Origin of the sequence: Streptomyces sp. NPDC002793 (genome assembly GCF_040295485.1) — a bacterium.
Lineage (GTDB): Bacteria > Actinomycetota > Actinomycetes > Streptomycetales > Streptomycetaceae > Streptomyces.
The window spans coordinates 1-25,755 of record NZ_JBEOVL010000041.1 but is presented as its reverse complement, the minus strand read 5'-3'; the positions used below and the strand labels follow the sequence as shown (position 1 = coordinate 25,755).

Sequence of the window (25,755 nt, the reverse complement as noted above, 5' to 3'; positions counted from 1 at the left end):
TGCATCAGTTAGTCGATGCACCAGCCGCCCCTTTGGCGTCTGTGGGCCGCCGGCCCCGGCCTCTCCGCTCTCACGCTCATGCCTCCGGTCCGGCCAGCTCGAAGTCGTCCTTCGTCAGTTCGGCACGCAGCCGCTCCTCGGCAACGTCGGCGTAGTGCGCGGACAGCTCGACGCCCACGAACCGACGTCCCTCACGCAGGGCCGCGACCCCGGTGGAACCGCTGCCGGTGAACGGGTCGAGGACGGTGCCGCCCTCGGGGCAGACCTGGACGAGCTGCTGCATGACCTCGACCGGCTTCTGGGTGATGTGAACCCGGCCCTTGCGGGGCTGGGAGGCGATGTAGTGCCCCGGCAGGTAGAGGTCACGGGTGTTGTCGAGGGAGCCCTTGACGCCCCAGATGATGAACTCCGAGTCCTGCTTCGGCCCGCCCTTGCGGGGCCGGCTGGAGGGCTTGATCCACGGAATCGTGCCGCTCCAGGTCCATCCCGCCATCTGGAGGGCGTCGGAGGTGGTCGGCTCCTGTCGCCAGTCGGTGAAGACCATCGCGACCGCGTGCTCGGTCGAGGCCCGGTACGCCTCGGTGAGGAGTTCGGTGAGCCAGGAGCGGTAGGAGCGCTGGTCGCGGTTCTCTCCCGGGAAGTTGGCGAGGTCGTGCGCCGAGTTGCTCGTGACGTACTTGGCACGGGCGGTGCGGCCGGTTCGATCGGAGCTGGTGCGGCCTCCGGAGTTGTACGGGGGGTCGGTGATCACCGCCTGGACGCTCTCGTCCGGGAGGGACTTCAGGACGGTCAGGGCATCGCCTCGGTGCAGCGTGTAGCTCATGGGGAGGGCCTCTCTTCGGGCGCGGCGGAGTCTGGACCTGCTCCGGGCAGCGCTCAACGGCGTGCGTCCGGTGCGAGGTTGCAGAGGAGGTTAACGGCGAATTTCGGCCGCGCCTAACGAGGTGGCTTCCTGCTTCGAGCCCCTGGATGGCAGTCGTTTGGCGCGGCCGGAATCCCGGTCTACTGTCTCGCCGTGCCACCGGGAAGGAGCGCTGCTCCACCCCCGTTGAGCTGTGCTTATCCGTGCTGTCTCGTCCAATCGAGCAGCGTCGGAGGCATGTTGACCATCTGTCCGCGAGCGCCGTGAGGAGGCCCCTGTGCACTGCCTGAGATTACGAGCGCGGCTGGCTGCCGCGCGTGACCTGAAACCGGCGTCCTGGAGCTACCAACTCCTCTGACCCGGGCCCGCCGAGAGGCGGATGCACATCGGCGCGGTGCCGACGGCTTTGCACGAGAAGTCGGCACCGCGTCTCCTTCGAACACCGAGGAGCCACTGCGATGCAGCATGCCCTGACACACCCCCGCCCCGACCCACCTCCCTCGACCGGTCCGCACCACCGTCGCGCTGAACGGCGGCGGCCGTGAAGAAGACGACGGGAGCCCTCGTCGGTCTGTGCGCCACCGGACCACTCCTGCTGGCAGTGCCGATCCTTGGCATCGGTGCCGGGACCGCCTCGGCTTCGTGCTCGACCGGCGGTGCAGAGGGTGTGGACGCCTCCGCCGTCGCCAAGCAGGTGAAGGCCATCCTGGACGGCGGCGACAAGGGCTCAGTCTCCGTGCCGGGTCTGGACGCGCCTGCCGACCAAGTGCCCAACGCCAAGACGATCCAGGCCACGGGCGTCGCGATGAACATCCCCGCCCGAGGGCAGGTCGTCGCCCTGGCGACCGCTCTGCAGGAGAGCGGCCTGCGGCACCTGACCTACGGCGACCGCGATTCGCTGGGGCTCTTCCAGCAGCGGCCGTCGATGGGCTGGGGCACGGCCAGCCAGATCCTCGACCCGGTCCACGCCTCGACGAAGTTCTACGAGGGCCTCAAGAAGGTCTCCGGCTGGCAGTCCCTCTCTGTCACCCAGGCCGCCCAGGCGGTACAGAAGTCGGGCTTCCCCGAGGCGTACGCCAAGTGGGAGCCTCTGGCCACCGCCCTGCAGAAGGCCATCGAGCCCCTGCTGCAGGAGGCCGGCGGTGCATCACCAAGCCCGTCGCCGTCCGGTTCTGCCGACGCCGGCAGCCCCTCTCCCGATTCCGCGGGGGGTTGTTCGGCGGACGGTGACGGGAGGGACTTCGGCACCATCCCGGCGGGCGCGCTGCCGGACGAGTACAAGATTCCAGCCTCCGCGCCGCGAGAGGTGCAGACGGCGATCCGGTGGGCGCTCGGCCAGCTCGGCACCCCGTATCAGTGGGGCGGCACGTGCACCGACTCCCACGGCAAAAACCCGATGGGCCGCTGCGACTGCTCCTCCCTGATGCAGGGCGCGTACAAGGCCGCCGGGGTCACCCTGACGCGGACCACGTACACGCAGGTCAAGGACGGCAAGGCCGTCTCGGTCGATGCCCTCAAGCCGGGCGACCTCCTCTTCACCGAGGGGACGGCCGCCGTACCGGAACACGTCGGGATGGCGATCGGGCAGGGCCTGATCGTCCACGCCCCGCACACCGGTGACGTCGTACGAATCACCACCGTCGCGTCCTGGAAATCGCGGATTCTCGCGGCCCGCCGAGTCGTCTGACCGGCGCTCCTCCCCCTCCCCACCTCCCCTCGCACCGCTGGTCCGCCCCACCGGGCTTTGGCGTGCGCTCATTCGAACTGGAGTTCCCGTGTATCTCGCCGACAAGGTCATACAGCTCGCCTACGACCCCGGAATCAAGCCCAACGAGGGCGGGCTCCCTGGCCTCAACGTCCTCAAGCAGGTGATGGGCTCGATCAACCTCTTCGGGCTCATCGCCGTGGTCGGAGCCCTCGCCGTCAGCGCGGGCGTGTGGGCCTGGGGGCACCACTCCGGTGGTCACCAGGCCGAGGCGAACGGGAAGAAGGGCGTGCTGGTAAGCGCGGGCGCGGCCCTTCTTCTCGGTGCGGCCAACGGTGTAGTGGCGTTCTTCTCGACGCTCGGAACGCAGGTTCACTGATGGCTCAGCACTCCACCCACCCCGGCGGCGCATCTCGCGTGCGCCGCCGGGCGCTGCTCGGCACTGCCGTCCTGGCGGTGCTCGTCGCCCTCGCCGGCCTGGCCGCCTACCTCACCCGCGAGGGCCGAAGCCCCTCCGACACTGCTTCCCCACCGCCGAGTTCGCCCACGGCGTCCTCGTCGCCCGCGGCACCGTTCGGGCCGCACACCCGGCCCCGCGCTCTGCCCGTTCCGCCGAAAACCCACGACCCGATCACGTACGGGAAGGCCGCCGCCGCAGCGCTGTGGTCGTACGACACCCGCGCGTACTCGCAGCCCGAGCTGCGCAAGGCGCTGCGCGGCTGGCTGACCACGGAGTCGAATTACGCCGACCCGGCCTCCGTCGACCAGGCGGTCCCCTCGGCCGTGCTGTGGAAGGAGATGGCGGCCAACAAGCAGGTCGCCACCGCCAAGATCAACGAGGGGCACTTCCCGCATGCCTTTATCCAGGCCCTCCAGGACGACCCCGGGGCGATCACCCAGGCGTACGTCTACGCCGTCACGGTCTCCGGCAAGCAGTCGATTCGCTGGAAGGGCTCGGCTGCCGGCGGCGCGGAGAGCCGGTCCACCACCCTCGCGGTCCAGTGCCGGCCCAACCACTCCTGCGCCCTGGTCGGCGTCATGCCGTCCGTCGCGCCCTGACCCTCGCCCCAGAACGGAGGTACGACCCATGGGAGTCTGCGACTTCCCGCTGATGGACAAGGTGTGCGGCGCTGTCGACTTCGCCACCAACCCCGCCGGCACCGTCACCGACGGTCTCGGCGCGTGGATCGCGAAGTCGGCGGGCGAGCTGGCGTCCAGCGCGGCCGACCTGGCCGCCAAGGCCGTCAACAAGACGACGGCCATCGACCTCAACGCCGGGTGGTTCCGGGACAACTACGAGTTGCTGCTGCCCATCGGCCTCACCCTGACCGTCGGCATCTTCTGCATCCAGCTCATGACCGCGGCCTGGCGCCGAGACGAACGTGCCCTCGCCAAGGCGGCGTTCGGCACCATGACCGGAGTTCTGTTCAGCTTCTCCGCCATCGCCTTCACGACCGTCGCCATCACCGTCGTGGACGCGCTGTCCGACGGCCTCTTCAAAGCCGCCAACACCTCGATCGACGACGCGATCCGCCGCGTGATCAAGGTTGACCAGATGGGGGCCATGTACGGCCTCGGCTGGGGTGTGCCCGCGCTAGTGGCCTTCGGGTGCGCGATCGGTGCCTTCCTCTACTGGGGCGTGATGGTGGCCCGCAAGGTCGGCGTCCTGATCATGGTCGCGCTCGCGGTGTTCGCCGGGGCGGGCGGCGGCTGGGAAGTCGCCAAACGGTGGCGGCGCGGCTGGATCGAGGCCACCGGCACCCTGATCGTCTCCAAGCTGTTGATGACCGTGGTCTTCCTGATCGGCGTCTCCGCCATGGGCAAGACCGACGCCAGCGACGGAATGGCGGCCCTGTCCGACGCGATGGCCGGCATCGTCGTGATGGTCTTGGTGTTGCTCTGCCCCTACGCGACGTACAAGTTCGTCCACTGGGCCAGCGACGGCGGCGGCCACGACGACATGCACCGCACCGGTGTCGCCGGCATGGCGGTCGCCGCAGGATCCGCAAAGACCGCAGGCAGCCTCGCGCTGCGGGCCGGTACCGGCGCCCCCGCTCCGCAGGGTCCGAACCAGGTCCCGGGCGCGGGCACCGATGGCGTCGCCTCCGGCATCAACCCCTCCGGCGGCAACCTCAGCAAGGAGGGCATCGACGCCGGGCCGCCCAAGCAGCAGACCCGCTTCCGGTACGGCGAAGACCCGGACGCGAGCGGCGACAAGGGCCGGGCTCTGATCCAGCGCCCCGGGATCCCGCCACTGATCACACGTCCTGGCGAGGACGAACCGGAAGGGTCCGAATCGCCTGCCCAAGGCGTTGCGGGCGGCTCCGGTCACCTCGCAGCCGCATCGGCTCCGGGCGGCGACATGACCTCCATGCCGCCAGCCGACCCCGGACCTTCGGCCTCGGGCACTCCGGCGTCCGCGTCCGGACCGTCGGCCACCGGCTCCGCGACGCCGACGAACTGGGTGTATCCCACCCAGTCGCCGTCGGGTTCCTGACCCACATCCCCGGGGGCGGGCCGCACTCCACGGCCCGCCCCCGCCCCCCACCAGCAGGAAGGTTGCGCCATGACGTCCAGAAGAGCGCCGCGCGCCCCGTCCTCCGCCCGCTCCCACCGTCTGGAACCACCATGTCCGGCAAGCACCAGTCCTCCACGCCCACCGTGAAGTTCCCGCACCGCAGCAGGCGCGGCGTCCTGCTCGGCCTGTCCGTCCCGCAGTTGGTCGTCGCCGGGCTCACCGGCCTTCTCCTTCTCGCCGTGATCCTCGCCCGCGGTGTGGTCGGCGCCCTCCAGCTCATCCCGCTGTGGGCCGTGATCGCCCTGCTCGTCTTCGTCCGCCACCGAGGCCGTGCTCTGGCGGACTGGGCCCCGATCGTCGTCCGGTACGCGCTGCGCCGGATGCGAGGCCAGCTCGTCTGGCTCACCCGGCCCTCCCGCCGGCCGACCCGCGAGGGACTACTCCACCTTCCCGGCACCGCTGCCAGCCTGCGCGTGACCACTGCTCCCGACGGCAAGTACGGCGCCGTCCACAACCCACACGCCGGGACGCTGACCGCGGTGGTCAAGGTCTCCTCCCGCGCCTACGCCCTGCTCGACCCCGGCACCCAGCAGGCCAACGTCGGCGGCTGGGGACGCGCGCTGGCAGCTCTCGCCCGTACCGGGCAGATCGCCCGCATCCAGGTGATCGAGCGCACCATCCCCGACTCCGGCGACGCGCTGCGCCGCTATTGGGAAGAGCACGGCCGCCCCGACACCCCGATGGCCAGCGCGATCTACAACGAGCTGATCCAGAGCGCCGGTCCCGCAGCCGCCCCGCACGAGGCGTACGTCGCGGTGTCCCTGGACACCAAGGCGGCCCGTCGGCTGATCAACCAGGCTGGCGGCGGTCTCACCGGTGCCTTCAGCGTCCTCGCCCAGCTCACCTCCACGTTCGACCAGGCGGCGCGGACCGCAGGTCTCACCCCGACGGGCTGGCTCACCGCCCGCGAGATCGCCGCCGTGGTGCGCACCTCCTACGACCCGAAGGCGCTGGCGACACTCGACCGCTGGTCCACGGCCGGTCGCCCCGAGGCCGAGCCCGCCGCCGCCGGCCCCGTCGTGGTCGTCGAGAAGGCGGACCACATCGCCACCGACACCGCCGTGCACGCCACCTACTGGGTGGAGAACTGGCCGCGCACCGAGACCAGCGCCGGCTTCCTGCACCAGCTCCTGTTCACCGGCGGCGTCCGGCGCACGCTGTCGCTCTCCTACGAGCCGAAGAACCTCGACGCCGCCCTGCGCGACGTGCAGCGCAAGAAGTCCAGCGTGATCGCCGACGCCGCCGAACGCGCCCGGCGCGGCCAGGTCGACTCCGAGGCCGACTCGATCGAGTACCAGGACATCAAGTCCCGCGAACGCCAGCTCATCGCCGGGCACGCCGACGTCGCCCTGACCGGTCTGCTGACCGTCTCGGCCGACACCGAGGACGAGCTGCGCACCGCCTGCGCCGTCGTGGAGACCGCCGCGGTCGGCGCCCAGCTCGACCTCCGGCCGCTGACCTGGCAGCAGGCCGAGGCATTCACCGCCGCCGCCCTGCCGCTCGCGCTCGCTGCCTGACCCTTCCCTTCGAAAGAGCACCCTCATGTCCCGCACCGCCAGCCCGACCGCGCAGGACTTCGTGCCCTTCGCCACCGCCGCGCTCGACTTCCACCGGGCGCTCAACATCCCGGGCGGCCCGCTGGTCACCAGCCGGGCCGAGCTGGACGCCTTGCACGCCCACCTCGTCGCGCTGTACGGGCTGCTCGACGCCCACACCGGTCGCACCAGGCAGCTTGTCGCGGTCGAGGGCGACCAGCTCCGTACCGCCCGCACCCGCATCTGGCAGGCCGCCGAGCACCTCCACGCCGCCTACCACGCGGCGCCCCGGCCGGACTCCGGCGAGATCCCCGCACCGGAGGCGTGCCAAGCCGGCCTTCCGGAGGGAGCACCGGGGCTGACCATCTGCCAGCGCCATCAGCGCACCGCTCATCTCGTCCGGCGGCGCACCACCCAGGCCGACCTGCACGCCCCGTTCACCGGCCTCGTCCGCCGCTGACCCACCCCTCATCTGGAGAAACGCTCATGCCCCGTACCCGCGCCAGCGCCTCCCCTCTGTTCGTGCCCCGTAAGACGACACGCGCCGAACAGCGGGCCGCCCGAGCCGGTTTCACCGAAGCTCGCCGCCAGGCACGCCTCGCCGGAAACCCACCCAAGCACCGCGCCGAGCAGACCCTCAACCCGGATCTGCGGCCCACCTACCCGCTCGCCGGTCGCCCCGGTCCGGCCTCCGCCCGCGGCGGCAAGCTCGCCCTGCCCGCCCACCGGATGACCACCGCCACAGCCAGCGGCGCATACCCGTTCGTGGCCGAGGGCGGCCTGGGCGCCGAAGGGGTGTTCATCGGCCGCGATGTGCACGCGGAGGCGGCCTTCTGCTTCGACCCGTTCTCGCTCTACAACAGCGGCAGGGTGGAGGGCTTCACCAACCCCAACGCGGTCCTGGCCGGCATCATCGGCATGGGCAAGTCCGCGCTGGCGAAGTCGATCGCCACCCGGTCGATCGCCCATGGCTACCGGATCTACATCCCCTGCGATCCCAAGGGGGAGTGGACCGGTGTCTCGCAAGCCCTCGGCGGCTACAGCATCGCCCTGGGCCCGGGGCTCCCTGGACGGTTGAACCCGCTGGACGCCCCGGCCCGCCCCGCCTCCGTGAGCGAGGAGGACTGGTTCACGGAGGTTCGCAAGCGCCGTCTGCTGCTGCTGGCCAGCCTCGCCGGCACCGTGCTGAAGCGCGACCTGCTGCCGATGGAGCACACCGCCCTCGACCTGGCCCTGGATCTGGTCGTCGCTGACGCCGCCGCCCGGGGCACGGTGCCGCTGCTCGGCGAGATCGCCCACGTACTCGGCTCCCCCGAACGCCTCGACCAGGCCCTCGGCCACCAGGCGGGGGACCTCGGCTCAGCCGCCCAGGACCTCGCCCATGCCTTGCGACGTCTCGTGCACGGCGACTTGAGCGGCATGTTCGACGCGCCGAGCACCGTGTCGTTCGACCCGACCACACCAATGCTGTCCATCGATCTCTCCCGTCTCGGCGGCTCCGGTGACGACACGGCACTGGTACTCGCGATGACGTGCGCGAGCGCGTGGATGGAGTCAGCCCTCAGTGATCCCGATGGCGGTCGGCGCTGGGTGATCTACGACGAGGCGTGGCGGCTGATGCGGCACGTCGGGCTGCTGGAGCGGATGCAGAGCCAGTGGAAGCTCTCCCGAGGGCTGGGCATCGCGAACCTGATGGTGATCCACCGCCTCAGCGATTTGCTCTCGGCGGGCGACGCCGGTTCACGCGGCCGAGTCCTTGCCGAGGGGCTCCTCGCGGACTGCAGCACGCGCATCATCTACCGCCAAGAGCCCGACCAGCTCGCCGCCGCTGCATCTCTGCTCGGCCTGACCGGCGTCGAGACCCAGGCGGTGTCCGCCCTGACCAAGGGCCGAGGTCTGTGGAAAGTCGCCGGCCGCTCGTTCATCACCCAGCACATCCTCCACCCGGCCGAGCGGGAGCTGTTCGACACAGACTCCCGCATGGCCGCCTAGCCCAACGACCAGCACAGCAACGGGAATCGGTCATGTCTGCTTCTTCCACTCCTTCCTCCGGTGACAAGCAGCCGTCGCAGGCCACCGACCCTTTGGCGTGGCGACGGCACCTCCCGGCACTGGCCTCGGCCGCCGCCGGCATCAACGAGGCGTGCGACGCCTGGGACGCGGTTTCGGACTCCCTCTGCGACGCGGACGGCTGGCCGCTGGACGACAAGGTCTACGGGGACGGGAAGGTCAAGCGGGACGCCGAAGCGTGGAAGCACGCCGAGGTGTTCCTCGACCACGGGCCCGAGGTGCTGGCCGGGGTCCGCGCCGCCGCCGACGGCCCCGACTACGTCGAGGGGCCGATCAGTGACGACCTCCGTCGGATACGCGGGATCGACACCATCCTGTTCCGGGCGGAGGAGCTGCGGCACGAATGGGCCGACGTCATGGCGCTTATGGACGGTTCTCAGCCGAGCGTGCTCCACCTCTACCAGGAGCGTGCCGAGGAGCACCGCAACACCGAAGGCTGGCACTACTCACACGAACTCGGCTCCAAGGGATTGGCGTTGGTGCGCGTCGGCGAATACCTCGCGCACCGAGCGGACACCGAACGGCCAGCGCAGACCGAGCGGGCTCGCGTCGCCCTGACCCGCTCGACGCACAACACCCCTGCCGTATCAGCCCCTTCGCCCCAGGGCCCGCCGGCATCGCATCCGCCGGCTCCCGGTCGCTCGCGGTGATCCCTAGCACGCAGTCACGGCAGCGCCAAACTGCCCGATCACCGGATCCTCATGGACCACCGCACTCCTTCCAGCTCAACGCCCCCGGCGGCTCCCGCCGTGCGGCGGGACGTTCGCAACGGAGAACTCCATGCACCACGAAACCCCGCCCCCGACCGCCACGTCCGATCCGCGTCGCCTTCAGGCTGCTCTCTGTTCCGCGCTCGGGCAGCGCGGCCTGGAGGGCACCGTCGAGTACGGCCTCAGCGACTACATCGTCCACGCCGAGCTTCCCGACGGCAGTTCACTGATCATCTCGCCGCCGCAGGAGCCACCCTCCGAGCACCCCGAGACCCCGGAAAGCTGGATGGTCACCCGCCACCGGTCCGCCGAGCCTGCCGTCTACGAGGTGATCTACGACTCCGAGCCGGACGGTCCGCATGCGCGCCACGGCGGCAGCGTGCCGGACCTCCTCGCCGCCGTCGACGCCCGCCTGGACCAGCTTGGCGTACCGCCACGCCAGGAGCAGGAACGATCCGCCAAGGAGCGCGTCGTCAACGTTTCCCCGCCCGGCTCCGCTCCATCCCGGGTGAGTGTCGCTCTCGCCCCTTCACCGTCGATCGGCCAGCGCGTGCTCCCGACCGGTCCGCCGACGGAGTCTTCCGCGCGGGCCGCGCCGTCGCCGGCTCGTCCCTCATCCGCTCCCCGGCTCTGACCGACCGCGACCCAGGAGTCCTCCGTGCACCGCACCCTCAGAACTGATCCGCCCGTCGCCCGCACCTGTAACCGCACCCGCCTCGGATGGATTTGCCATGCCCAGCCACTACGACGTGCTGCCCGACCTGGCCTTCGGCCACCACCCCGTCCACGGCATCGTCGCCGCGAACCCGAAGAACCTCGCGGCCAGCACCTGGATGCTCAAGGGAATCGACTTTCATCCCGTCCCCGACCAGCCGACGTTGTACGCGCTGGCCGACCAGAACCGTGACGGACACGGCCGTACGAGCCGGGCCATCGAGCTGCTGCGCAAGGCCGGCTACCAGGTCGATGTGGACGTCGCACTTGACCCTGCACCGGCGCCCGACACGGCACAGGTACGCGACCGCGGCCCGCTCGGTGAACCAGACGTCGCCTTCGCCGATCACCCGCAGCTCGGCATCGTCGCAGCCTTCGACGACCGTGTCTCCGGCCTCAGCGGGCTGGCGCTGGTGGAGGACGGCTGGCGGCACGACTCGAGCCTGGACATCTACACGCTCCCCGCGACCACCGATCGCGTCGAGGCGCTGGGGAAAGTCGCCGACGCCACGGTGGCCCTGCACCGTTCAGGGCTCCAGGTCGCAGTGCAGCCCCGCCTCGCTCAAGAGGTGACGGCTCGGCCCCGCCCTGCTGCCACGCCGACCGCCGGCCGTGAGCGCGGCCGTGGTCCCGCCCGCGCGTCTCCGTTGAGCGCCGCCGCGCTCGCCGCCAGTCCGGCCCGTGCCGGTATCCCGGGCAGGGCGCCGGTCCCCGCCGCCGTCACCACACCGGCGGTCCGGCCGGTTGACCCTCGCATCGCGTACTCCCGCGACCGCTGACCCAACTCCTCAAGGAGGCCCTTCCATGGCCGTGAAGACGATCTGGCCTATCGACCACACCTGCGGTCACCATGCCGACCGCGACTTGTCCGACCGACCGGCTGACCGCCGCGCCGGCTTCGCCGAGTGGCTCGCGAGGCAGGAGTGCACGGACTGCTGGCGCGCCTCGAACGAGGGTGACGAGCAGGACAAGGCCGCCTGGCTCAAGGCGAAGCGCGCCGCGGAGCAGGCGGCGTCCGAAGCCTGGTCCGAGCAGTACCGGATGCCTCCCCTGGAGGGGACCGAGCGGGCCGTTCCCTGGGGCGTGCGCTGTCGTCACCAGATCCTGACCAACGCCTACACCGCACTGGTCACCGAAGGCACGACCAGCGAAGCGGAGTGGGCGGAGATCGAGGAGAACGCTCGTACGGTGACCCGTGCCGGGTGGTGGATAGACCAGAGGTCGTCCGAGCCCGAGGACCTCGCCGAACTGCTCCGAGCCGCCACCGGGGCCGACCGGCCGACGGAGAATCCCTTCTTCTGACCGACCGGGTGCCCTGCTGCGGCGGGGCGCCCGGCAGACCGCCGCCGTGCGGCTTCTACCAGCGATTCTCGGCCGGACCAAACCCCGGATTTGCCGGACGCTCTGCCCACTGGCCCACCTCCAACGGGTCCTTCGCTCCCTCTGCCCCGGAGACTTCCGTGCCTACCTCGATCACCATCACGTCCGAGTTCAGCGGCAGCGTCGTTGCCAAGGGCGCTACTGATGACCTCTCCGCGCAGCTCCTCCGTCACGCCGGTTTCAAGCAGATCGACGACTGGCACGGCCGACGCCATCGCCTGCCCACCACCACTCCGCTCGCCGACCAGGTCGCCATCGCCAGCCATGCGGCCGAGATGCTTCGAGCCGCTCGCTATGACGTCACCCTTCCGCCGTCTCTCGACACGGCCCGGATGAGCCCTCCGGTGCATGCGCTGGGGCCCTACGCCGCCGGAGCTGAACTCCTCAGCATCACGGACCAGATCCGTGCGGCCGAAGACGGAGCCAGCCTTCAGCGGGCAGTCGACCACCTCCTTCACCCCGAACACGGTGCGCTGGAGCGTGTCCGGGAGGCGCTGGAAGCAGCCGGAGAACAGGTCAACGACCTGGACGACGACGCGTATGCGCTCGCCGACCGGTTCGGCTTCGCCTCGGAGTTCGTCAGCTCGGCCCAGTCCGAACTCGTCGACTCCGAGGCCGAGCTACGCCGCGTCGGCGACGCTTCGACGAGCTACTCCCCAGCACGGACCGTCCGTGATCACCGTGGTGCCGCTCTCGCCACTTCTCCTGCGGCGAACCAGGCCAAGGTCTCCTCGGCGTCCAGTTCCCAGACGGCGCCTTGCTCTGCGACGGGTCACCCACCGCGCGCCTCAACCCACCGACGGTGACCCCGGCCGCTCTCTCCGCCGTCGGCCTCCAGTACGTCGCGCGCCCCCGCTCGACTCACCCGTCAAGGACCACTCACCCGAAGAGGCAAACGTGCCCGAGTACTACTCCAGCATCGGCGAGGCCGTCGGTGCGGCCATGCAGCACAACATCCGGCTCGCCCACCGCAGCGTGGCACCGGGCTCCGACAAGCCGCTGCAGGTCAGGTACCTGCCCAGCGCTTCCGCCGATCCGTACTCGGTTCGCGGGATGATTTCTCGCCTCCACGAGGACGCCTCGCCCGATGAGGTGGCGGGCATCATCGAGGAGGTCAACGGCGCACTGGTCGGGGCTCTGCCCGAGCTGACCGAACTCGTCGCCTCTGCCGCCGACTGGACTCGCGCCCGTCTCGACTTCGACGACCCGCATCACCATCCGACTTTCGAGACGTGGACCCGACTGGCAGCCGCGTACGGGATGCTCCAGGACGTCCGTGAGCAGTTGGAAGTCGCCGAGGACGGTCTCGCTGCCTGTCCCGCAGAGCGCACGGACCCCCGGCACCACCAGATGGTCAACGTCTTGCGCAGCCGGGAGTTGCTCGACGATGTCCTCGGTGCCGAGGCTGCTCCTGTGCCGTCCGCTGCCCGGAACGTCGATGCAGACCGGCAGCGGGCGGCCCGCGCCTCCTCGCCGCGCGCCGGAACATCGCCGTTGACCGGCAGTCCGCCGACCACCGCAGCACCTCCGCCCGCGCCTCGTTCTGCTGGCCGACCCCGCTGAAACGTTCCGCCGCAGACGTCCAGGAGTACCCCCATGATCTGCACGAGAGCCGAGCGCGCCCCGCCCGTGCCCGCTCGCACACCCAAGGAACCGCCGTGCCTTCCCCGCGCACCAGCGCGCCCTCGACCACCACCGGGTCGGACGCGCTCCTCTACCTCCTGTTCGGCATCCTCGGCGCCGCCATGGCCTTCGGCTCCCTGGCCTGGCTGACCGGAAATCTCACCAACACCTTCGTCGGGAGCGGGACACGGGCCCCCTTCCGCGTAACGGACGCGCTGCTGCACCCGGAGGTGCTGTGGCCGGCCCTGAGCACCAGCATGCTGATGGTCGGCGCACGCGTCGTCCCCGCCCTGTTCACCGTTGCCCTGGTCGTCACCGCTGCCGTGCTGTGGATGCGCTGGCGTGCCGGGTCCAAGTCCGGCCTCGCCCGCAAGGCGGACCTGGCGCCGCTGCTGGACAAGGAGATCGTCGCCAAGGCGAAGAGCCTGCGCCCGAGCCTGGGCGGCCGGGAGAGTAAAAGAGGTCCTGCCCGCTGACCGCGGCATCCTGCTCGGCACCCTCGATCCCGGTCGTGCGGAGGTCCGCGCGTCCTGGGAGGACGTGATCGTCGCGATCATGGCACCGCGTTCCGGCAAGACGTCCGGGCTGGCGATCCCCGCGATCCTCTCGGCACCGGGCCCGGTCCTGCTCACCAGTAACAAAGCCGCGAACGACGCCTTCACCACCACGGTGGACGCCCGTGCCGAGGTCGGCACGATCTGGACCCTCGATCCGCAGCAGATCGCCCACCACCCGCGCGAGATGTGGTGGGACATCCTCGCTGACGCCCGCGATCTCGCCGGGGCTAAGAGGTTGGCGGGGCACTTCGTGACCGCGAGCGTGGACGAGTCCAGCGGCTCCGACTTCTGGTCCACCGCCGCGAGCAACACCCTCGGTGCCCTCTTCCTCGCCGCCGCGTCCCACCGGTGGCCGATCACCGACGTCCTGGCCTGGCTCGCGATGCCGGCCGACCGCACCCCGGTGGACCTGCTCACCGACGCCGGCCACCATGCGGTCGCCGCCCAGCTCCAGGGCACCGTCTCCGGCGCGACCGAAACGCGCGACGGCATCTATGAGACCGCGAGGCAGTACGCGAGCTGCCTGCTCGACCCGGACGTCGCCGCCTGGGTCACCCCCAACGACGACCTTCCCGAGTTCCAGCCGTTCGCCTTCGCCACGTCCCGCGACACCTTGTACCTGCTGAGCAAGGACGGCGGCGGCAGCGCGTCCGCGATCATCGCGGCAGCGGCCGACGCCGTGATGCGCGCGGCCGTGATCGTGGCCGAGCGCTCCGGCGGGCGACTCGACCCGCCCGCCCTGTGCGTCCTCGACGAGGCGGCGAACGTCTGCCGCATCTCGGACCTCCCTGATCTCTACAGCCACCTGGGCAGCCGAGGCGTCATCCCGATGACGATCCTGCAGTCCTACCGTCAGGGCCAGCGGTGCTGGGGCGAGGCCGGTATGGACGCCCTGTACTCCGCAGCCACCATCAAGATCATCGGATCTGGTACCGATGACGCGGACTTCGCCGACCGGCTCAGCCGTCAGGTCGGCGATCACGACGTCCAGACCACCTCGGTGTCGACCAGCGAGGGCGGCAAGTCCACCTCGGTGAGCATGCGCACGGAGCGGATCCTTCCGCCGGACGCCATCCGCGCCCTGCCCAAGGGCAAGGTACTGCTGCTGGCCACCGGCATCCGGGTCGCCATGCTCAACCTCAAGCCCTGGTACAAGGAGCCCTCCGCCAAGGTGGTCGGCCCGGCTTCCGCTCGCGCCACGAAGGCCATCACCGAGCGTGCCCTCGCGAAGAGCATCGGCCAGGACGATCTTGGACTGTCGGCATGAGCGCGCCCACACCACAGCAGGGGCGGTTGGCCCACGCTCCGGTCGTCCTGTGCGGTGGCCGGTGGTGGCTTGACGGCGGGGCAGGCTCGGTTCCCGCCTCCGATCCCGCCTTCACCGCCGTCCTGGACGACTTCGCGCTGTCGATGGCCGCTGCCGATCAGGCAGTCGCCAACCTCCTCGTCCGGCAGGACAAGGCGTCCTGCGTTGATCCCGGAGGCCGGCGGTGAACCCGCTGATGAGTGCCGAGCAGGCGGTCCTCGGTGCCGCACTCCTCGACCCCGAGCAGCTCACGCACCTGGAGTGGCTCGCTGCGGGTCACTTCTATCGGCCCGTCCACCAGGCGCTGTTCGCCGCGCTCCGCAAGCTGCGCAACGACGGGCATCCCGCGCTCTCGGCCGCTGGTCCGTTGCCGCTGTCGTGGGTGACCGACGCGGTCGAGGAGGCCGGACAGCACGTGCGCGGGCTGACCGCGGCGTACGCCCACACTCTGATCCAGGCGTGTCCCCGAACCGAGCACGCACCGGTGTACGGACGCATGGTGCTGGAGGGGGCGATTCACCGCACCGTCGCCCAGCACGCGATCCGTCTCCACCAAGCGGCTCGGGCCGACGCCGTCCAGGGCGAGGTCGAGGGAGCCTTGCGCACGGCGGACGTCCTGACCGGCGTACTCACCGACCTTGCGCGACGCTGGGGAACCGACCCTCGACCGGTCTCACCCACCGCTGGGCCCTCTGCCGCCACGGACATCCCGCCTCCGGCGCAGAGCGGCCAAGTCGCCGAGGACGAGCGGATCCTCCTGGCCGTCCTCGCCGAACAGCCGGGGGCCATGGGCGAGGTGGTGGCCTGGCTGCGGCCGGGAGACTTCGCCGACCCGACCCACGGGCAGCTCTACCGGTGCCTGGGCGCGCTGCACCACCGGGGCGAACCCATCGACCGGATCACACTGCTCTGGGAGGCCCAGCGACGCGGCCTGCTGGCCGACGGCACAGTGTCGAGCGAGCAGCTGACCGCCGTCTGCGAAGGCATGGTCCCCGGAAGCGCTGACTGGTTCGGACAGCGGGTGATGCGCTCCTCCGTCACCCGCACCGCCGCCGCCTCCGCGCGAGCCATCCGGACCCTGGCCCAGGACGAGGTTCTGGGGTCCGGCCGGCTGATCAACCACGCCCTGCACGAACTCGGTCCGCTCGACGAGGTACGTGCCCGCTGGGCCACCGCGAACAGCAGTCCGGCTCCGAAGGCCACGGCATCCGCGCCGCCGGTGGCCGAGCCGCCGCCCGACCGAGTGAAAGCCGCCCGCGCCCGCAGCACACCCCGCCCAGGCGCGTCACCCCCAGCCCCGGCCAGCCGTCTCCCCACGCTGTCAGCAGACCGACCACCCTCGCGCGGCCACCCGTGAGACCCCCTCCCCACCAGCCTCCTCTGCCCCTGGAACTCGCCTTGATCTACCCCATCTCCGCATCCGCGCCGGACCTACGCGCCACGGCCCCTAGGCTCGCCGCCCCGTTGATCGGGTCTCTCTGCTCGGGGTACGGCGGCCTCGACCTGGGCGTGCAGTCAGCGCTCGGCGGCACGCTCGCCTGGCATGCCGAGGTCGACCCGAACGCCTCACGCATCCTGGCCCGCCACTGGCCCGGCGTCCCGAACCTGGGCGATATCACCGCCGTCGACTGGTCCACCGTCCCCCGGGTGTGCGTCCTGACGGCCGGCTTCCCCTGTCAAAGACGTCTCGGTCGCCGGCCGTCGGGCCGGACGCAACGCCCAGACCCGCTCCGGGCTCTGGCTGCACGTCGCCCGTGCGGTCGCAGCCCTCCGACCCTGCCTGGTTGTGATCGAGAATGTGCGCGGCCTCCTCACCTCCCCCGCCGGTTCCCCTGGCGACGTGGAACCCTGCCCGTGGTGTCTGGGAGACACCGCAGGTCAGCCTGCTCTGCGGGCACTCGGTGCCGTACTCGGATCCCTGGCCGACCTCGGGTACGTCGCGAAGTGGCTCGTGCTTCGTGCCTCCGACGTCGGGGCCCCGCACCGCCGCGAGCGGACCTTCCTCGCCGCATGGCCCGCCGGGCACCCTGCTGAAGACGCCGACCAGCAACATCGGGAAGAACGGCGGCAGCCAGCATCCATCGAAGCGGAAGAGCGGGGGGCACGGTCCGAACCTGGCCGACGAGGTCGAGTGGCTGCTGCTGCCGACCCCGAAGGCGTCGGACGGAATCAAGGGTTCGCCAAACCAGCGGCACGGCAATGGCGACATGACCCTGCCCAGTGCGGCTGCGTCTCTGTTGCCGACGCCGAGGGCCAGCGACACGGGCACCCCGGGCCGCCGCCCCGGGAAGGGATGGCGGCCTCCCTTGTCGGCGGTGGTCCTGCCCCTCTGGGCGGAGGAGACGCCGGAGGCGGGGGCGCGGACCGGCGATGGGGAGCGTACGGATCCGCCATCACCCGATGGGAGAGCCTCACCCGCCCGGCCCCGGCCCCCACGGACGCGGCCGGTCGGCTCCGCGCGGACTTCGTGGAGTGGATGCAGGGCCTCGACGTCGGCTGGGTCACCGCGACTCCGGGGCTCGGCCGTCCGGCGCAGCTCACCGCGCTCGGCAACGGCGTCGTCCCACAACAGGCTTCGCGCGCCTTGCAGTTGCTGGCACCACCCTTCCCCCGCTGTCCCCGCTGCGCCGACCGATAGCGCTCCACTACCGCGTTTTTCCGGCCGGGCCAAACCGCTGATTCTCCGGATCCTCTCGGGCATGTCGCCGTCTCACAGATGGAGCACACCCCCATGGCCGACACCAGCCCGACCTCCCCCGGCCCCGAGCCGTACCGCGTCCCCGACGCAGACCTCGACGACCTCGCCAGCACCCTCGCCAAGACCATGGCCGAGGTCAGGCAGCACGGCGTCATCCTCGACCGCCTCGGCTCCGAGCCCGACCCCGGCGCCATCCAGCCGCCAGACGGCGCTCCGGAAGCCGAGGCGGCTGACGGGAAGAAGCCCGACGGCCCCGCCTCGGTGTTCATCCTCGCCCTGGGCGGCAAGGAGTACGCCGTCGAACTCGCTGCCCTCAGCGACTGGGTGAACTACCTCTTCCTGCCGGTGTACGGCCGGGAGATCAGCACGAGCCGTCCCTGGTGCGCGCACTGGCACGAACACCCCGAGGCCGTCGCCCGGCTCCACGCACTCTGGCTCGCCTGGCAGCAGTTCACCGACACGGAGGCCGGCCTGTCCGGCCCCTCGACCTGGCACCGCGACCACCTGGACCAGACCCTGGCGCACCTGCGTGCGCCCGACGGACCGTTCGCGGCCTGCACGACCAGCACAACTCGCCCCAATCACCGGGTGCTGGCCACCCCGGCGCCCGAGCAGGCGGGGGTGGCGGCGTGAACGACATTCTCGACTTCGGCCTCGCCGATCTATCGCCGGTCGACGACGACTCCGAGGAGGCGATGGAGGCTCTCCGGGCTGGCGACCTGACGGTGCTGTCCCAGCACCACACCACACCCAACGGTTCGCACAGCTTCGTCCTCGCCCACGACCGATCGGTCACCTGGGGGATACCCGGCGAGCCCCAGCTCGTTGCGATCGCGGTCGATCGGGATCTGCGGCAGTCCACGTTCACGTTCGAGACGAGTCACCACGCCACGGCGTCCTTCGCACAGAACTGGCTGGCAGAACGCGGCTGCCCGCTCGAACGGATCGCACTGCACGGTGGCGACTACATCGAGCCCGCCGACGACCTCACCCTCCAGGTGGAACAGCAAATCCAGAAGTCGGGCACCCGCTACGAGGTCCTCGACACCTACACCTCTGACGACAACCCCAGCGAGGCGTGGACACTCGTCAACGACTCCCAGACCACCCAGGCACCGGTTCGCCTCTTCCACGAGGAGTGGAACCACGGTGCCGGCACGTACACGATGCGCGAGGGCGCCTTCCCCGACGTCGGCGTCGCCCAGACCTGGCTAGACGAGCGCAGTGAACCGCTGCCCGAGCCTCCGGAGTACAGCGACCACAACGGTGCTGTCGTCCGGGCTCGCATCGCCCGCATCGCCCTTTCCCGGTCCGCCGGAACCTCTCCGACACCGCGGACCGGGCTCGACGCGCCCCGCGCGTCGGCGGCGGTACCGGTCCAGCGCGCGGTCCAGGGGAGGCTGCTGTGAGCCGCGCCCGCTTCGCCTTCGCCGCGCACCCTGACGCCATTGCCGACCTGCGGGAACTCCCCTCTGAGATGCGCGATTTGGCCTTGCTGGAGCTGCAGAACCTGGTCCACGGAAGCGACGACTGCTTGCCGTTGAAGGGCCGTCTCGCCGGCTTCCACAAGGTGTACGTCGACCCGGCGGTCTCTTACCGGCTGGTCATCCAGTTCCGCCAAGCGCCACCGACCTCGACCCACAAGCGCGAGATCTACCTCGTGGCGGCTGGCAGCCGGAAGGACTACGCGGTCTACCGCGCGGCCCACCTGCGGACCGAGCCCCAGCAAGGGGTCGGACCGGACTCCGCCACGGAGGCGCGCGTGCAGGCCGCCCGGTCTCGCTCGACGCTCACCACCGAACGGCCGACAACGGGCCGCGCGGCTGCCCCGTCCCCAGCGCCGCCCTCGGCCACTGCTTCTCGAAAGGCCACCCAGCTATGACCAACGACCGTACTGCGCTCACCCGTTCAGAGCTGGCGGATCTGCTCACCGAGGCCGCTCAGAACGTCGGCGGCATCCCTGCCGCCGAGTACCCGACGGCCGCCGCCCGCTCCTACCTGCATCCCGTGTTGGGTCCGCTGGCCGCTAGGCCCCGCGTGATCACCGAGCTGAACGACCGGTTCGAGGGCTTCGTGGCCACCGCGCCACGCCCTGCTGGTTCTGCGGGCCTGTTCGCTCTGGCCTCCTACGCCTCCGCGCTGGGGTGGCTCACCGAGTCGTTCGCCGAGCTGACCTCCTCGGTCGATGAGATCTGTACCCGCGTGGGCATACCAACGGGGCCACGCGCCCCGATCGTCGCCGCGCCCGGTGGTGCGGAGCGGGACGACGAGTTCGACTTCGCCTTCAACGCAATTGAGTTGGAGGCGGTCCGCAACGCAGCCGAGGCCGCCAGCCTCGCGCCGGACGACTACCTCGAGGTTCTCTCCCAGTCGCTGCTCGCCGCCGCCCGGATCACCGACGCCTGCATGGAGATCTCCAGCGGCCTGCTCGATGACGCCGATCTCCTCAGCGAAGTGAGCGACCGCCCTCGGCTCGACAACGATCCCGGGAGCCTGCCCGCTCTGGTCCGCTCCCTGCTCGCCCGGATGGAGACGACGGAGTGAACCCGTACGACGCAGACACACACCCTGGGCCTTATCTCGTCGTCGAAGTGCTCGGTGTCGGGGATGTCAGCGTGCACGCCCTCGCACATGGTCCGGAGGAGCCGCTGCACCAGGCCGCTACACGCGTCATCGAAGCCGCAGCGGCGCTGGACGAGCGACACGAGAGCGTGCTCAACGCGGTCCGGTGCGCTCAGCGGCTGCTCGAAGGCACTGGTCGGGGTGAAGTCGGCCGAGCCCAGGTCTCGTACGCGCTGCTGCGCACAGCTCTCCCGGACCTCGGAGACGGCCTGGCCCAGCAGGACCGGGCATACAGCCAGCTCGTCGAGTCCCTGTCCGCCTACCGCCAGCTTCTTTCCTCGCCCGAGCCTGCTCAACACGCGAGCAACAAGAGCCACGGGCAGGGCCAGAAGACGAGGCCCCACCGAGACGACGACTGGGCCGTCGCCGGGGAGCGCGGGCTGGTAGCCCTCGAAGCGGTTGCGGCCGGAGGTGTTCGCTTTCGCCGCAACGCGATCGGCGAGGACCCGTACATCTCGCGGGAGAAGGCCCAGTGGCAGGACCCGGCGGTCTTCCCGCAGACCGTGCAGCGGCTGGTCGCCGACGGGCTACTGCATCAGGACATCACCGAGAACGTGTACCGGCCCGGCCAGCTCCTCTCGCTCACTGCGCAGGGGGAAGCCGCCATGCGTGATGGTCGCGCGACGACCTCCCGGGTGTCCGCCGCCCTCGGCCGCACCACCACGCGGACCACGTCAGGCGCGCTCTCCGACCCGGCCGCCGTGCCCGTCGCAAGGACCTCCCTCGCGACCCCCCGCTCACGCTGACCTCATCCTGATAAGGACCCCACCATGGCTACCCCCGGCCTGCCTCCCACCTTCTCCATCGCTTCCATCGACGCCCAGCGCGTCGAGGAGGCTCTCGCCCGGATCGGGCCCAAGTGGACCACCTGGACCGCGATGACCCTGGCCCAGGTGAACGGCCCCGTGCGCGTTCGCGACGTTGCTGCGCAGCTCCCCTTCGTCAGTGAGCAGTTCGTAGGCAAACGGCTGGCCACGATGCACGCTGACGGATTGGTGATCCGCGATGACGACCGGCGGGGTGCGCCGTACCGGCTCAGCGCGCTCGGCACGTCTCTGGCCCCCGTCCTCCGCACGGTGTCGGACTGGTCCCGCACCCACCTGACACAGGAACCGATGGCCGAAGCCGAGCGTGTCGAGGACGCGCTGCGCCGCTTGCATCTTCGGCACTCAACTGCCGTGATCCAGGCCCTCGACTCGGCTGACGGCCCAATGCGGTTCATCCACATCGTCGAGCAGGCCGGTTTGAGCAGTGGCCTCGCGCCGCAGCGACTTGTCCGGCTTCAGGCCGATGGCCTGGTCGCGCGGACGGGCTCCCGGCACGGAGACCCGTACGTGCTCACCGATGCAGGCCAGGCGTTGGGGGCCGTCTACGCGAGTGTCGAGCACTGGAGCCAGCCCTTCGCGCTGCGAGATGGAACAGCGGCACCGCGTCCGACAGCGGCAGCCACGCGCACCCACGTCGGCATTCCGCTGGGGGCGGGAGCCGACAGCGCCCGGACCGCAGCGGCTCTACGACGGAGCGCCGCCGCGTCGAACGTCATGTTCAGCCACACGCCTCAACCGGAACCGCGGGTGCCGGCGGCCGTGACAGCTCAGTCGGCACCGGGCCGGGGCCGGTGACGGGGGTGAGTCTAGAGGCCACTCGCCGCCACTACGGCATCCGCGTGCGCTCTGGCGGCTCCCGCCGCTGCGTGCGCGGATCCGGTCTCCTCCTTCGCTTCCGGAGACTCGACCATGTACGCCCCTGATGACCCGACCCGGTACCAAGAGGTACTGGTCAGCCCCATGTATCTGGCTGGTTACAACGGGACCGGCGAGGCTGGCTTCGCGCCCGTCGCCCACTGGCCCCATCAGTACCTCGATGAGGGCCCCTGCCAGCTCCTCGTGACCTCTCCCGACCAACGGATTCGGATCGGCTGGTTCGGCGACGACTTCGAACTGTGGAAGATCAGCGCATCCGAGGACGCCTTCGCGGCGCCTCGCTGGACGGCGACGTGCAACCACGTCACCCCGGCCGAGATGGTCGCCGGCCTCACCGCCGCACTGCTCCAGGACTACGACGAAGCCATCGCCTCCGACACCCCCGGCCGCTTCTTGACAGGGCCAACCGTCCCCTGGAGGGACACCGTCCGGCCGCTGACCGATGCCGGCTGGGCCCTTGACGGAGGTACTGAACTCGGCACCGTCGAGATCATCGCTCCTAACGACCAAGCGGGCATCCTTATCGATCGGCGGGGCTACGGCTCCGACCGCACGACCGTCGAGCTGTGGGCTGGCCCGCCGGGCTGGGGCACTCGTGCCGAAGCGACGTTCACGGCCCGCACCCCGTCCCACTTGATCGCCGCAACCGCCGCTGTGATGGCGAAGTCGACCCCGGTGGTCCGTGAACGCCACCAAGTCGACCGGCGGATGCAATACCTTGTCACGATGACCCCTGTCGCTTCGGCCACGCCGATCGCCGAGGCTCAGGTTTCGCGCGCTCCGACTCCGCTGGACGTACGCCGCACCGCGGTCACCCAGGCCGTACACCGTGCCGCGCGGGCACCACGCACAGCAGCCGACCTCCGGGTAATGGCCGCGCAGAGCCGCTCCACGGGGGCGGCGCAGAAACGGACGGGATACCCCGCGCCCGCGACCTCTGCCCGGCTGCCGGCCAGCTCGCCGACGCCCCGGCGCGGACGCTGACTCCCACCCCAGGCCGCACTCCACCCTCGACCGTCCCTGCCCAACAGGAGTTCCACCATGCCCACCACCACGCTCGACCAGGCCACGTCCATGATCGAGAACGCTTGGGGTCAGCCGCTCAAAGTTCTTGAGGGCCTAGCGGATCGCTGCCCCAACGAGGACCCTCTCCTGAGCTGCGCCATCCAGACCCGAACGGCTCTGGCCATGACGGACAAGGCGGTAACCGTCCACCAAGACCGTCTGCACGCCCTGTCCCGGCATGGGTACGTACCGGACTTCTACGAACTCGACCGGATCACTACAACGGCGGTCAGCCTCCGCGTCGCCCGCTCCGGACAGACGCCGCACGCCCCGGGTACCGTGCCCGAACCGTCCTCTCTGGCGGCTGTCGTCGGACCGTCTGCGCCCTCAACGAGGCTCCGACGGTGAACGCTTAGCTCCGATTCTCGTCGCGGTGGCCCTCTTCGGCCCGGGGGCCCACCGCGCGGGCCAGCTCCTCCATCGTCAGCTCCACTCGCCGGCCTTCGGCGACCCGGCGCTCCACCGTCTCCTCGTCCGGCCACCGGTCTGGCTGTGCGCCGACTCCCCACTGGCCGTCGGCGACCATCGCGATGTCGCCCACGGTCCAGGGCCGTCCGGCGGCGCGGATCTTGCGTTCCAGTCCGGCGCCGTCCCAGTGTCTGCTCGCCTCGGCCATCCCCTGCTCCCCCTTCACCAACGTGCGGTCCCTCACCGCAACCCAGGTACGACAACCGCGGTCGCCGATCCATTCCCGTCCCGCCGACCGCTCGCTGGTGGTCTCCAGTTCGCCCACGGCAGACGGCATCCCCGGGGAAACGACTACGCACTTCGGCATGCCGCATGCCAACGTACGGGTGTCGGGAAAACAGCAGGTCAACGAAGGGATCGTCCAACCGTGAACGCCTCTGCCACCCTCCTGCCCGCCGTCGTCCGCCCCGCCGTGGAAGACCGCCACTGGCTCTCCTCCGACCACTGCGCCGCTCCGGTGCTCGACCTCCTGGACGCTCTCGGCTGGACGATCGCCGAGACCCCGGAGGCCAACAGTCACATGACCAGCCCGGACGGCGGCGTCTACGTCGGCTGGCTTCCCGAGGACCCCTCCGCCTGGGCGCGCGAGATCGTCTGGCGCGTCCAAGTGCTGCCCGCCGACGGCGAGGTGTGGGTCCAGGAGTTCGGTGTCCATACCCCTTCCGAGGCCGTCGCCGGATTCCTCGCCGCCCTCGTCACTCACTCCTCGCGCTGACCCGCCGGACCACGGGGCGGGCCGACGACGGCCCGCCCCGTGCACCGCGCTGGTTCCGGCCCCGCCCCCCACTGCTCTCGGAGTTTCCCTTGCCTCAGTATCTGACCGTCGGCCACCTACTCCGTCAGCTCCAGGAACTCGACCCCAACCTGCCTGTCCGTCTCGCCGTCAACCCCGACTTCCCCTTCGCCCACTTCGTGGGTGCCGAGGTCGTCGTCCGCGACGGCAAGGCGTACATCGCGGACGACGGCCAGGAGGACTACCTCCCGGTGGGGGCGCGCGACGCCCTCACCTGGGCTTGATCGCTTCCCTACCACCACGGAGGCTTCCATCTCGTCCCTCTCGCGCCCCGCGCTGCACGATGTCGCCGCGCGCCCCATGCCGTACGGCGTGCACAGCGCGCTTCTCCATCGCATCTCCGCCCGCCCCGACGGCCCCCTCGACATCACCTGGCTCACTGCCGAGGCCCCTCAACTTCCCCTCGGGCGCATCCGATTGCGCTGGGAGCCCGCCTCGTGCAGCGGCTGGGACGTCACGACGTACCTGGGGCTGACCACGGCCGAGGTGCTCCTCGGCTCATGGCCAGCCGCCCCGGACGACTGGCCGCGCCTAGTCCGGCCGACCCTGTACGAGGTGACCGGCCTGTGTGCCGCCCTCTCTTTCGCGACCGACGCCCTCGACCTCTCCAACCGGCTCTCCGGAGTCTGACCGAGGACCGCCGAAGGCCGCCCCACGCCGCTCAGGCAGGGGCGGCCTCGTCGTGCGTGCACCCGTTCGTTCCGTACGCTCGACCCGACGAAGGAGGACGCCATGGCCGACGACCAGAGGCTCTGGGGGTACCCGGAGGTCGCCGCCCACCTGGGTATCAGCGTCGGCGCGACCCGCAGCCGCAAGAGCCGGGGCAGCCTGCCCTCACCCGACGACGACAGCGTGCCGGACCGTCCCCGCTGGAAGCCGTCCACGTTCCATAACTGGAGGCCGGTCGGCCGGGGATTTCGCAGAGACCTGCACGGCTCCCCCCAGCAGGAGGCCACCCCGACCGACTGACCGAGCGGGTACTCGCCCGTAGGCTGCGGGCGTGACGCCCGACTCGCAGATGCCCTCGCCCCCATTCCCCTCGACCGACAGCGCCGTACTCGGGTTGATCGTCGGTCGGGCCATCGAGTCGGTCCGCAGCGGCGAGGCCACCGTGGAGGAGGCCATCCTGCATGCGGCAGTCCACGGCTGGTACGAGGGACACGTCCAGGGTCAAGACGAATGCCCGGGGTGCGACTTCCGGGGTGGGCTGGCGAAGGACAGCGCACGCGGCTGACCCTCACCTGACGCCGAGGGGGCGCCACCGATGTACTGGATGCTGTTGGCGAATGCCCCTTCGTTCCGCCCCATCGGATTTATCCGGTGGGGCGGAGTGCTGCGAAGTGTGAGGTGCGTGTTGGGGCGAGTG

Annotated in this window: 31 protein-coding genes and 3 pseudogenes; 32 read left to right on the top strand and 2 right to left on the bottom strand. The window is 70.6% G+C overall.

Annotated elements, in window-relative coordinates; all coding sequences use genetic code 11:
* Positions 1-76: 76 nt before the first annotated feature.
* Positions 77-823: a DNA-methyltransferase gene (locus ABT001_RS29295; protein WP_047471334.1), complete on the bottom strand. Its 747-nt coding sequence runs from the start codon at positions 821-823 to the stop codon at positions 77-79.
* A gap of 580 nt (positions 824-1,403) precedes the next feature.
* Between ABT001_RS29295 and ABT001_RS29290 the strand changes: the two genes are divergently transcribed.
* From ABT001_RS29290 to ABT001_RS29160, 27 genes and pseudogenes are all read left to right on the top strand, one after another.
* Positions 1,404-2,549, top strand: a complete 1,146-nt coding sequence (locus tag ABT001_RS29290; protein ID WP_351283594.1) for a C40 family peptidase — start codon at positions 1,404-1,406, stop codon at positions 2,547-2,549.
* Positions 2,550-2,637: 88 nt separating this feature from the next.
* Entirely contained in the window at positions 2,638-2,946 is a 309-nt protein-coding gene (locus ABT001_RS29285; protein ID WP_351283592.1) for a DUF6112 family protein, read from the top strand.
* Complete coding sequence (locus ABT001_RS29280; RefSeq protein ID WP_351283589.1) at positions 2,946-3,626, top strand: hypothetical protein; 681 nt, start codon at positions 2,946-2,948, stop codon at positions 3,624-3,626. The genes ABT001_RS29285 and ABT001_RS29280 overlap by 1 nt, the downstream gene beginning before the upstream one ends.
* 28 nt (positions 3,627-3,654) lie before the next feature.
* On the top strand, positions 3,655-5,064 hold the full coding sequence (locus tag ABT001_RS29275; protein WP_351283587.1) for an SCO6881 family protein: 1,410 nt from the start codon (positions 3,655-3,657) through the stop codon (positions 5,062-5,064).
* Between the two features lie 131 nt (positions 5,065-5,195).
* Positions 5,196-6,662, top strand: a complete 1,467-nt coding sequence (locus tag ABT001_RS29270) for an SCO6880 family protein (RefSeq protein WP_351283585.1) — start codon at positions 5,196-5,198, stop codon at positions 6,660-6,662.
* A gap of 25 nt (positions 6,663-6,687) precedes the next feature.
* Positions 6,688-7,140 carry a DUF6238 family protein gene (locus ABT001_RS29265; RefSeq protein WP_351283582.1) on the top strand — a complete coding sequence of 151 codons (453 nt, stop codon included), beginning with the start codon at positions 6,688-6,690 and terminating at the stop codon, positions 7,138-7,140.
* Positions 7,141-7,166: 26 nt separating this feature from the next.
* The gene (locus ABT001_RS29260; RefSeq protein WP_351283579.1) at positions 7,167-8,672 is read left to right on the top strand and encodes a putative type IV secretion/conjugal transfer ATPase; all 1,506 of its coding nucleotides are present in this window, start codon (positions 7,167-7,169) and stop codon (positions 8,670-8,672) included.
* A gap of 32 nt (positions 8,673-8,704) precedes the next feature.
* Complete coding sequence (locus tag ABT001_RS29255) at positions 8,705-9,400, top strand: hypothetical protein (RefSeq protein ID WP_351283577.1); 696 nt, start codon at positions 8,705-8,707, stop codon at positions 9,398-9,400.
* Between the two features lie 130 nt (positions 9,401-9,530).
* On the top strand, positions 9,531-10,094 hold the full coding sequence (locus tag ABT001_RS29250) for a hypothetical protein (protein WP_351283574.1): 564 nt from the start codon (positions 9,531-9,533) through the stop codon (positions 10,092-10,094).
* A gap of 97 nt (positions 10,095-10,191) precedes the next feature.
* Positions 10,192-10,953, top strand: coding sequence for a hypothetical protein (locus ABT001_RS29245; protein ID WP_351283571.1), 762 nt, complete (start codon positions 10,192-10,194; stop codon positions 10,951-10,953).
* A gap of 25 nt (positions 10,954-10,978) precedes the next feature.
* Positions 10,979-11,476: a hypothetical protein gene (locus ABT001_RS29240; protein WP_351283568.1), complete on the top strand. Its 498-nt coding sequence runs from the start codon at positions 10,979-10,981 to the stop codon at positions 11,474-11,476.
* A 158-nt stretch (positions 11,477-11,634) separates the two neighbouring features.
* On the top strand, positions 11,635-12,360 hold the full coding sequence (locus tag ABT001_RS29235; RefSeq protein WP_351283566.1) for a hypothetical protein: 726 nt from the start codon (positions 11,635-11,637) through the stop codon (positions 12,358-12,360).
* Between the two features lie 91 nt (positions 12,361-12,451).
* Positions 12,452-13,117 (top strand): hypothetical protein, encoded by a 666-nt coding sequence (locus ABT001_RS29230; protein WP_351283564.1) that lies wholly within the window; start codon positions 12,452-12,454, stop codon positions 13,115-13,117.
* A 95-nt stretch (positions 13,118-13,212) separates the two neighbouring features.
* A pseudogene (locus ABT001_RS29225) lies at positions 13,213-15,001 on the top strand (type IV secretory system conjugative DNA transfer family protein).
* Positions 14,998-15,228 (top strand): hypothetical protein, encoded by a 231-nt coding sequence (locus tag ABT001_RS29220; RefSeq protein ID WP_118898997.1) that lies wholly within the window; start codon positions 14,998-15,000, stop codon positions 15,226-15,228. The pseudogene ABT001_RS29225 and the gene ABT001_RS29220 overlap by 4 nt, the downstream one beginning before the upstream one ends.
* Positions 15,225-16,397, top strand: a complete 1,173-nt coding sequence (locus ABT001_RS29215; protein ID WP_351283561.1) for a DnaB-like helicase N-terminal domain-containing protein — start codon at positions 15,225-15,227, stop codon at positions 16,395-16,397. The genes ABT001_RS29220 and ABT001_RS29215 overlap by 4 nt, the downstream gene beginning before the upstream one ends.
* A pseudogene (locus ABT001_RS29210) lies at positions 16,394-16,660 on the top strand (hypothetical protein); the annotation flags it as partial. The gene ABT001_RS29215 and the pseudogene ABT001_RS29210, both read left to right, overlap by 4 nt.
* Positions 16,661-16,781: 121 nt before the next feature.
* Positions 16,782-17,015 (top strand): annotated as a pseudogene (locus ABT001_RS29205) (DNA cytosine methyltransferase); the annotation flags it as partial.
* A gap of 318 nt (positions 17,016-17,333) precedes the next feature.
* A complete protein-coding gene (locus tag ABT001_RS29200; RefSeq protein WP_351283558.1) occupies positions 17,334-17,678 on the top strand; it encodes a hypothetical protein in 345 nt (114 codons plus the stop codon).
* 93 nt (positions 17,679-17,771) lie between these two features.
* Positions 17,772-18,371: a DUF4913 domain-containing protein gene (locus ABT001_RS29195; protein WP_351283555.1), complete on the top strand. Its 600-nt coding sequence runs from the start codon at positions 17,772-17,774 to the stop codon at positions 18,369-18,371.
* Positions 18,368-19,147 carry a glycosyl hydrolase gene (locus ABT001_RS29190; RefSeq protein ID WP_351283552.1) on the top strand — a complete coding sequence of 260 codons (780 nt, stop codon included), beginning with the start codon at positions 18,368-18,370 and terminating at the stop codon, positions 19,145-19,147. Before ABT001_RS29195 ends, ABT001_RS29190 begins: the two co-directional genes overlap by 4 nt.
* Complete coding sequence (locus ABT001_RS29185) at positions 19,144-19,620, top strand: hypothetical protein (RefSeq protein ID WP_351283550.1); 477 nt, start codon at positions 19,144-19,146, stop codon at positions 19,618-19,620. The genes ABT001_RS29190 and ABT001_RS29185 overlap by 4 nt, the downstream gene beginning before the upstream one ends.
* Positions 19,617-20,282, top strand: coding sequence for a hypothetical protein (locus tag ABT001_RS29180; RefSeq protein WP_351283548.1), 666 nt, complete (start codon positions 19,617-19,619; stop codon positions 20,280-20,282). Before ABT001_RS29185 ends, ABT001_RS29180 begins: the two co-directional genes overlap by 4 nt.
* On the top strand, positions 20,279-21,106 hold the full coding sequence (locus tag ABT001_RS29175) for a large ATP-binding protein (RefSeq protein WP_351283545.1): 828 nt from the start codon (positions 20,279-20,281) through the stop codon (positions 21,104-21,106). The genes ABT001_RS29180 and ABT001_RS29175 overlap by 4 nt, the downstream gene beginning before the upstream one ends.
* Before the next feature lie 24 nt (positions 21,107-21,130).
* Positions 21,131-21,982 (top strand): winged helix-turn-helix transcriptional regulator, encoded by an 852-nt coding sequence (locus tag ABT001_RS29170; protein ID WP_351283543.1) that lies wholly within the window; start codon positions 21,131-21,133, stop codon positions 21,980-21,982.
* Between the two features lie 114 nt (positions 21,983-22,096).
* Positions 22,097-23,047, top strand: a complete 951-nt coding sequence (locus ABT001_RS29165) for an SPDY domain-containing protein (RefSeq protein WP_351283540.1) — start codon at positions 22,097-22,099, stop codon at positions 23,045-23,047.
* 57 nt (positions 23,048-23,104) lie between these two features.
* Positions 23,105-23,476, top strand: coding sequence for a hypothetical protein (locus ABT001_RS29160; protein WP_351283537.1), 372 nt, complete (start codon positions 23,105-23,107; stop codon positions 23,474-23,476).
* A gap of 4 nt (positions 23,477-23,480) precedes the next feature.
* Here the strand turns inward: ABT001_RS29160 and ABT001_RS29155 are convergent, their stop codons facing one another.
* Entirely contained in the window at positions 23,481-23,744 is a 264-nt protein-coding gene (locus ABT001_RS29155) for a hypothetical protein (protein WP_383027574.1), read from the bottom strand.
* Positions 23,745-23,963: 219 nt separating this feature from the next.
* Here ABT001_RS29155 and ABT001_RS29150 point away from each other — a divergent pair, with 219 nt between their 5' ends.
* From ABT001_RS29150 to ABT001_RS29130, 5 genes are all read left to right on the top strand, one after another.
* Complete coding sequence (locus ABT001_RS29150) at positions 23,964-24,311, top strand: SPDY domain-containing protein (RefSeq protein WP_351283532.1); 348 nt, start codon at positions 23,964-23,966, stop codon at positions 24,309-24,311.
* Between the two features lie 89 nt (positions 24,312-24,400).
* Positions 24,401-24,613: a hypothetical protein gene (locus tag ABT001_RS29145; RefSeq protein ID WP_351283529.1), complete on the top strand. Its 213-nt coding sequence runs from the start codon at positions 24,401-24,403 to the stop codon at positions 24,611-24,613.
* Positions 24,614-24,701: 88 nt separating this feature from the next.
* Complete coding sequence (locus ABT001_RS29140) at positions 24,702-25,019, top strand: esterase (RefSeq protein ID WP_351283526.1); 318 nt, start codon at positions 24,702-24,704, stop codon at positions 25,017-25,019.
* 102 nt (positions 25,020-25,121) lie between these two features.
* Entirely contained in the window at positions 25,122-25,358 is a 237-nt protein-coding gene (locus ABT001_RS29135) for a MarR family transcriptional regulator (RefSeq protein ID WP_351283524.1), read from the top strand.
* A gap of 31 nt (positions 25,359-25,389) precedes the next feature.
* The gene (locus tag ABT001_RS29130; protein ID WP_351283522.1) at positions 25,390-25,623 is read left to right on the top strand and encodes a hypothetical protein; all 234 of its coding nucleotides are present in this window, start codon (positions 25,390-25,392) and stop codon (positions 25,621-25,623) included.
* Positions 25,624-25,755 lie beyond the last annotated feature (132 nt).

Coding starts and splice junctions, on each gene's coding strand:
- ABT001_RS29275 (WP_351283587.1), top strand. CDS start 3,655: ATGGGAGTCTGCGACTTCCCGCTGATGGACAAGGTGTGCGGCGCTGTC.
- ABT001_RS29260 (WP_351283579.1), top strand. CDS start 7,167: ATGCCCCGTACCCGCGCCAGCGCCTCCCCTCTGTTCGTGCCCCGTAAG.
- ABT001_RS29245 (WP_351283571.1), top strand. CDS start 10,192: ATGCCCAGCCACTACGACGTGCTGCCCGACCTGGCCTTCGGCCACCAC.
- ABT001_RS29280 (WP_351283589.1), top strand. CDS start 2,946: ATGGCTCAGCACTCCACCCACCCCGGCGGCGCATCTCGCGTGCGCCGC.
- ABT001_RS29295 (WP_047471334.1), bottom strand. CDS start 823: ATGAGCTACACGCTGCACCGAGGCGATGCCCTGACCGTCCTGAAGTCC.
- ABT001_RS29255 (WP_351283577.1), top strand. CDS start 8,705: ATGTCTGCTTCTTCCACTCCTTCCTCCGGTGACAAGCAGCCGTCGCAG.
- ABT001_RS29200 (WP_351283558.1), top strand. CDS start 17,334: ATGGCGGCCTCCCTTGTCGGCGGTGGTCCTGCCCCTCTGGGCGGAGGA.
- ABT001_RS29195 (WP_351283555.1), top strand. CDS start 17,772: ATGGCCGACACCAGCCCGACCTCCCCCGGCCCCGAGCCGTACCGCGTC.
- ABT001_RS29250 (WP_351283574.1), top strand. CDS start 9,531: ATGCACCACGAAACCCCGCCCCCGACCGCCACGTCCGATCCGCGTCGC.
- ABT001_RS29155 (WP_383027574.1), bottom strand. CDS start 23,744: ATGGCCGAGGCGAGCAGACACTGGGACGGCGCCGGACTGGAACGCAAG.
- ABT001_RS29265 (WP_351283582.1), top strand. CDS start 6,688: ATGTCCCGCACCGCCAGCCCGACCGCGCAGGACTTCGTGCCCTTCGCC.
- ABT001_RS29270 (WP_351283585.1), top strand. CDS start 5,196: ATGTCCGGCAAGCACCAGTCCTCCACGCCCACCGTGAAGTTCCCGCAC.
- ABT001_RS29170 (WP_351283543.1), top strand. CDS start 21,131: ATGGCTACCCCCGGCCTGCCTCCCACCTTCTCCATCGCTTCCATCGAC.
- ABT001_RS29160 (WP_351283537.1), top strand. CDS start 23,105: ATGCCCACCACCACGCTCGACCAGGCCACGTCCATGATCGAGAACGCT.
- ABT001_RS29135 (WP_351283524.1), top strand. CDS start 25,122: ATGGCCGACGACCAGAGGCTCTGGGGGTACCCGGAGGTCGCCGCCCAC.
- ABT001_RS29180 (WP_351283548.1), top strand. CDS start 19,617: ATGACCAACGACCGTACTGCGCTCACCCGTTCAGAGCTGGCGGATCTG.
- ABT001_RS29240 (WP_351283568.1), top strand. CDS start 10,979: ATGGCCGTGAAGACGATCTGGCCTATCGACCACACCTGCGGTCACCAT.
- ABT001_RS29165 (WP_351283540.1), top strand. CDS start 22,097: ATGTACGCCCCTGATGACCCGACCCGGTACCAAGAGGTACTGGTCAGC.
- ABT001_RS29220 (WP_118898997.1), top strand. CDS start 14,998: ATGAGCGCGCCCACACCACAGCAGGGGCGGTTGGCCCACGCTCCGGTC.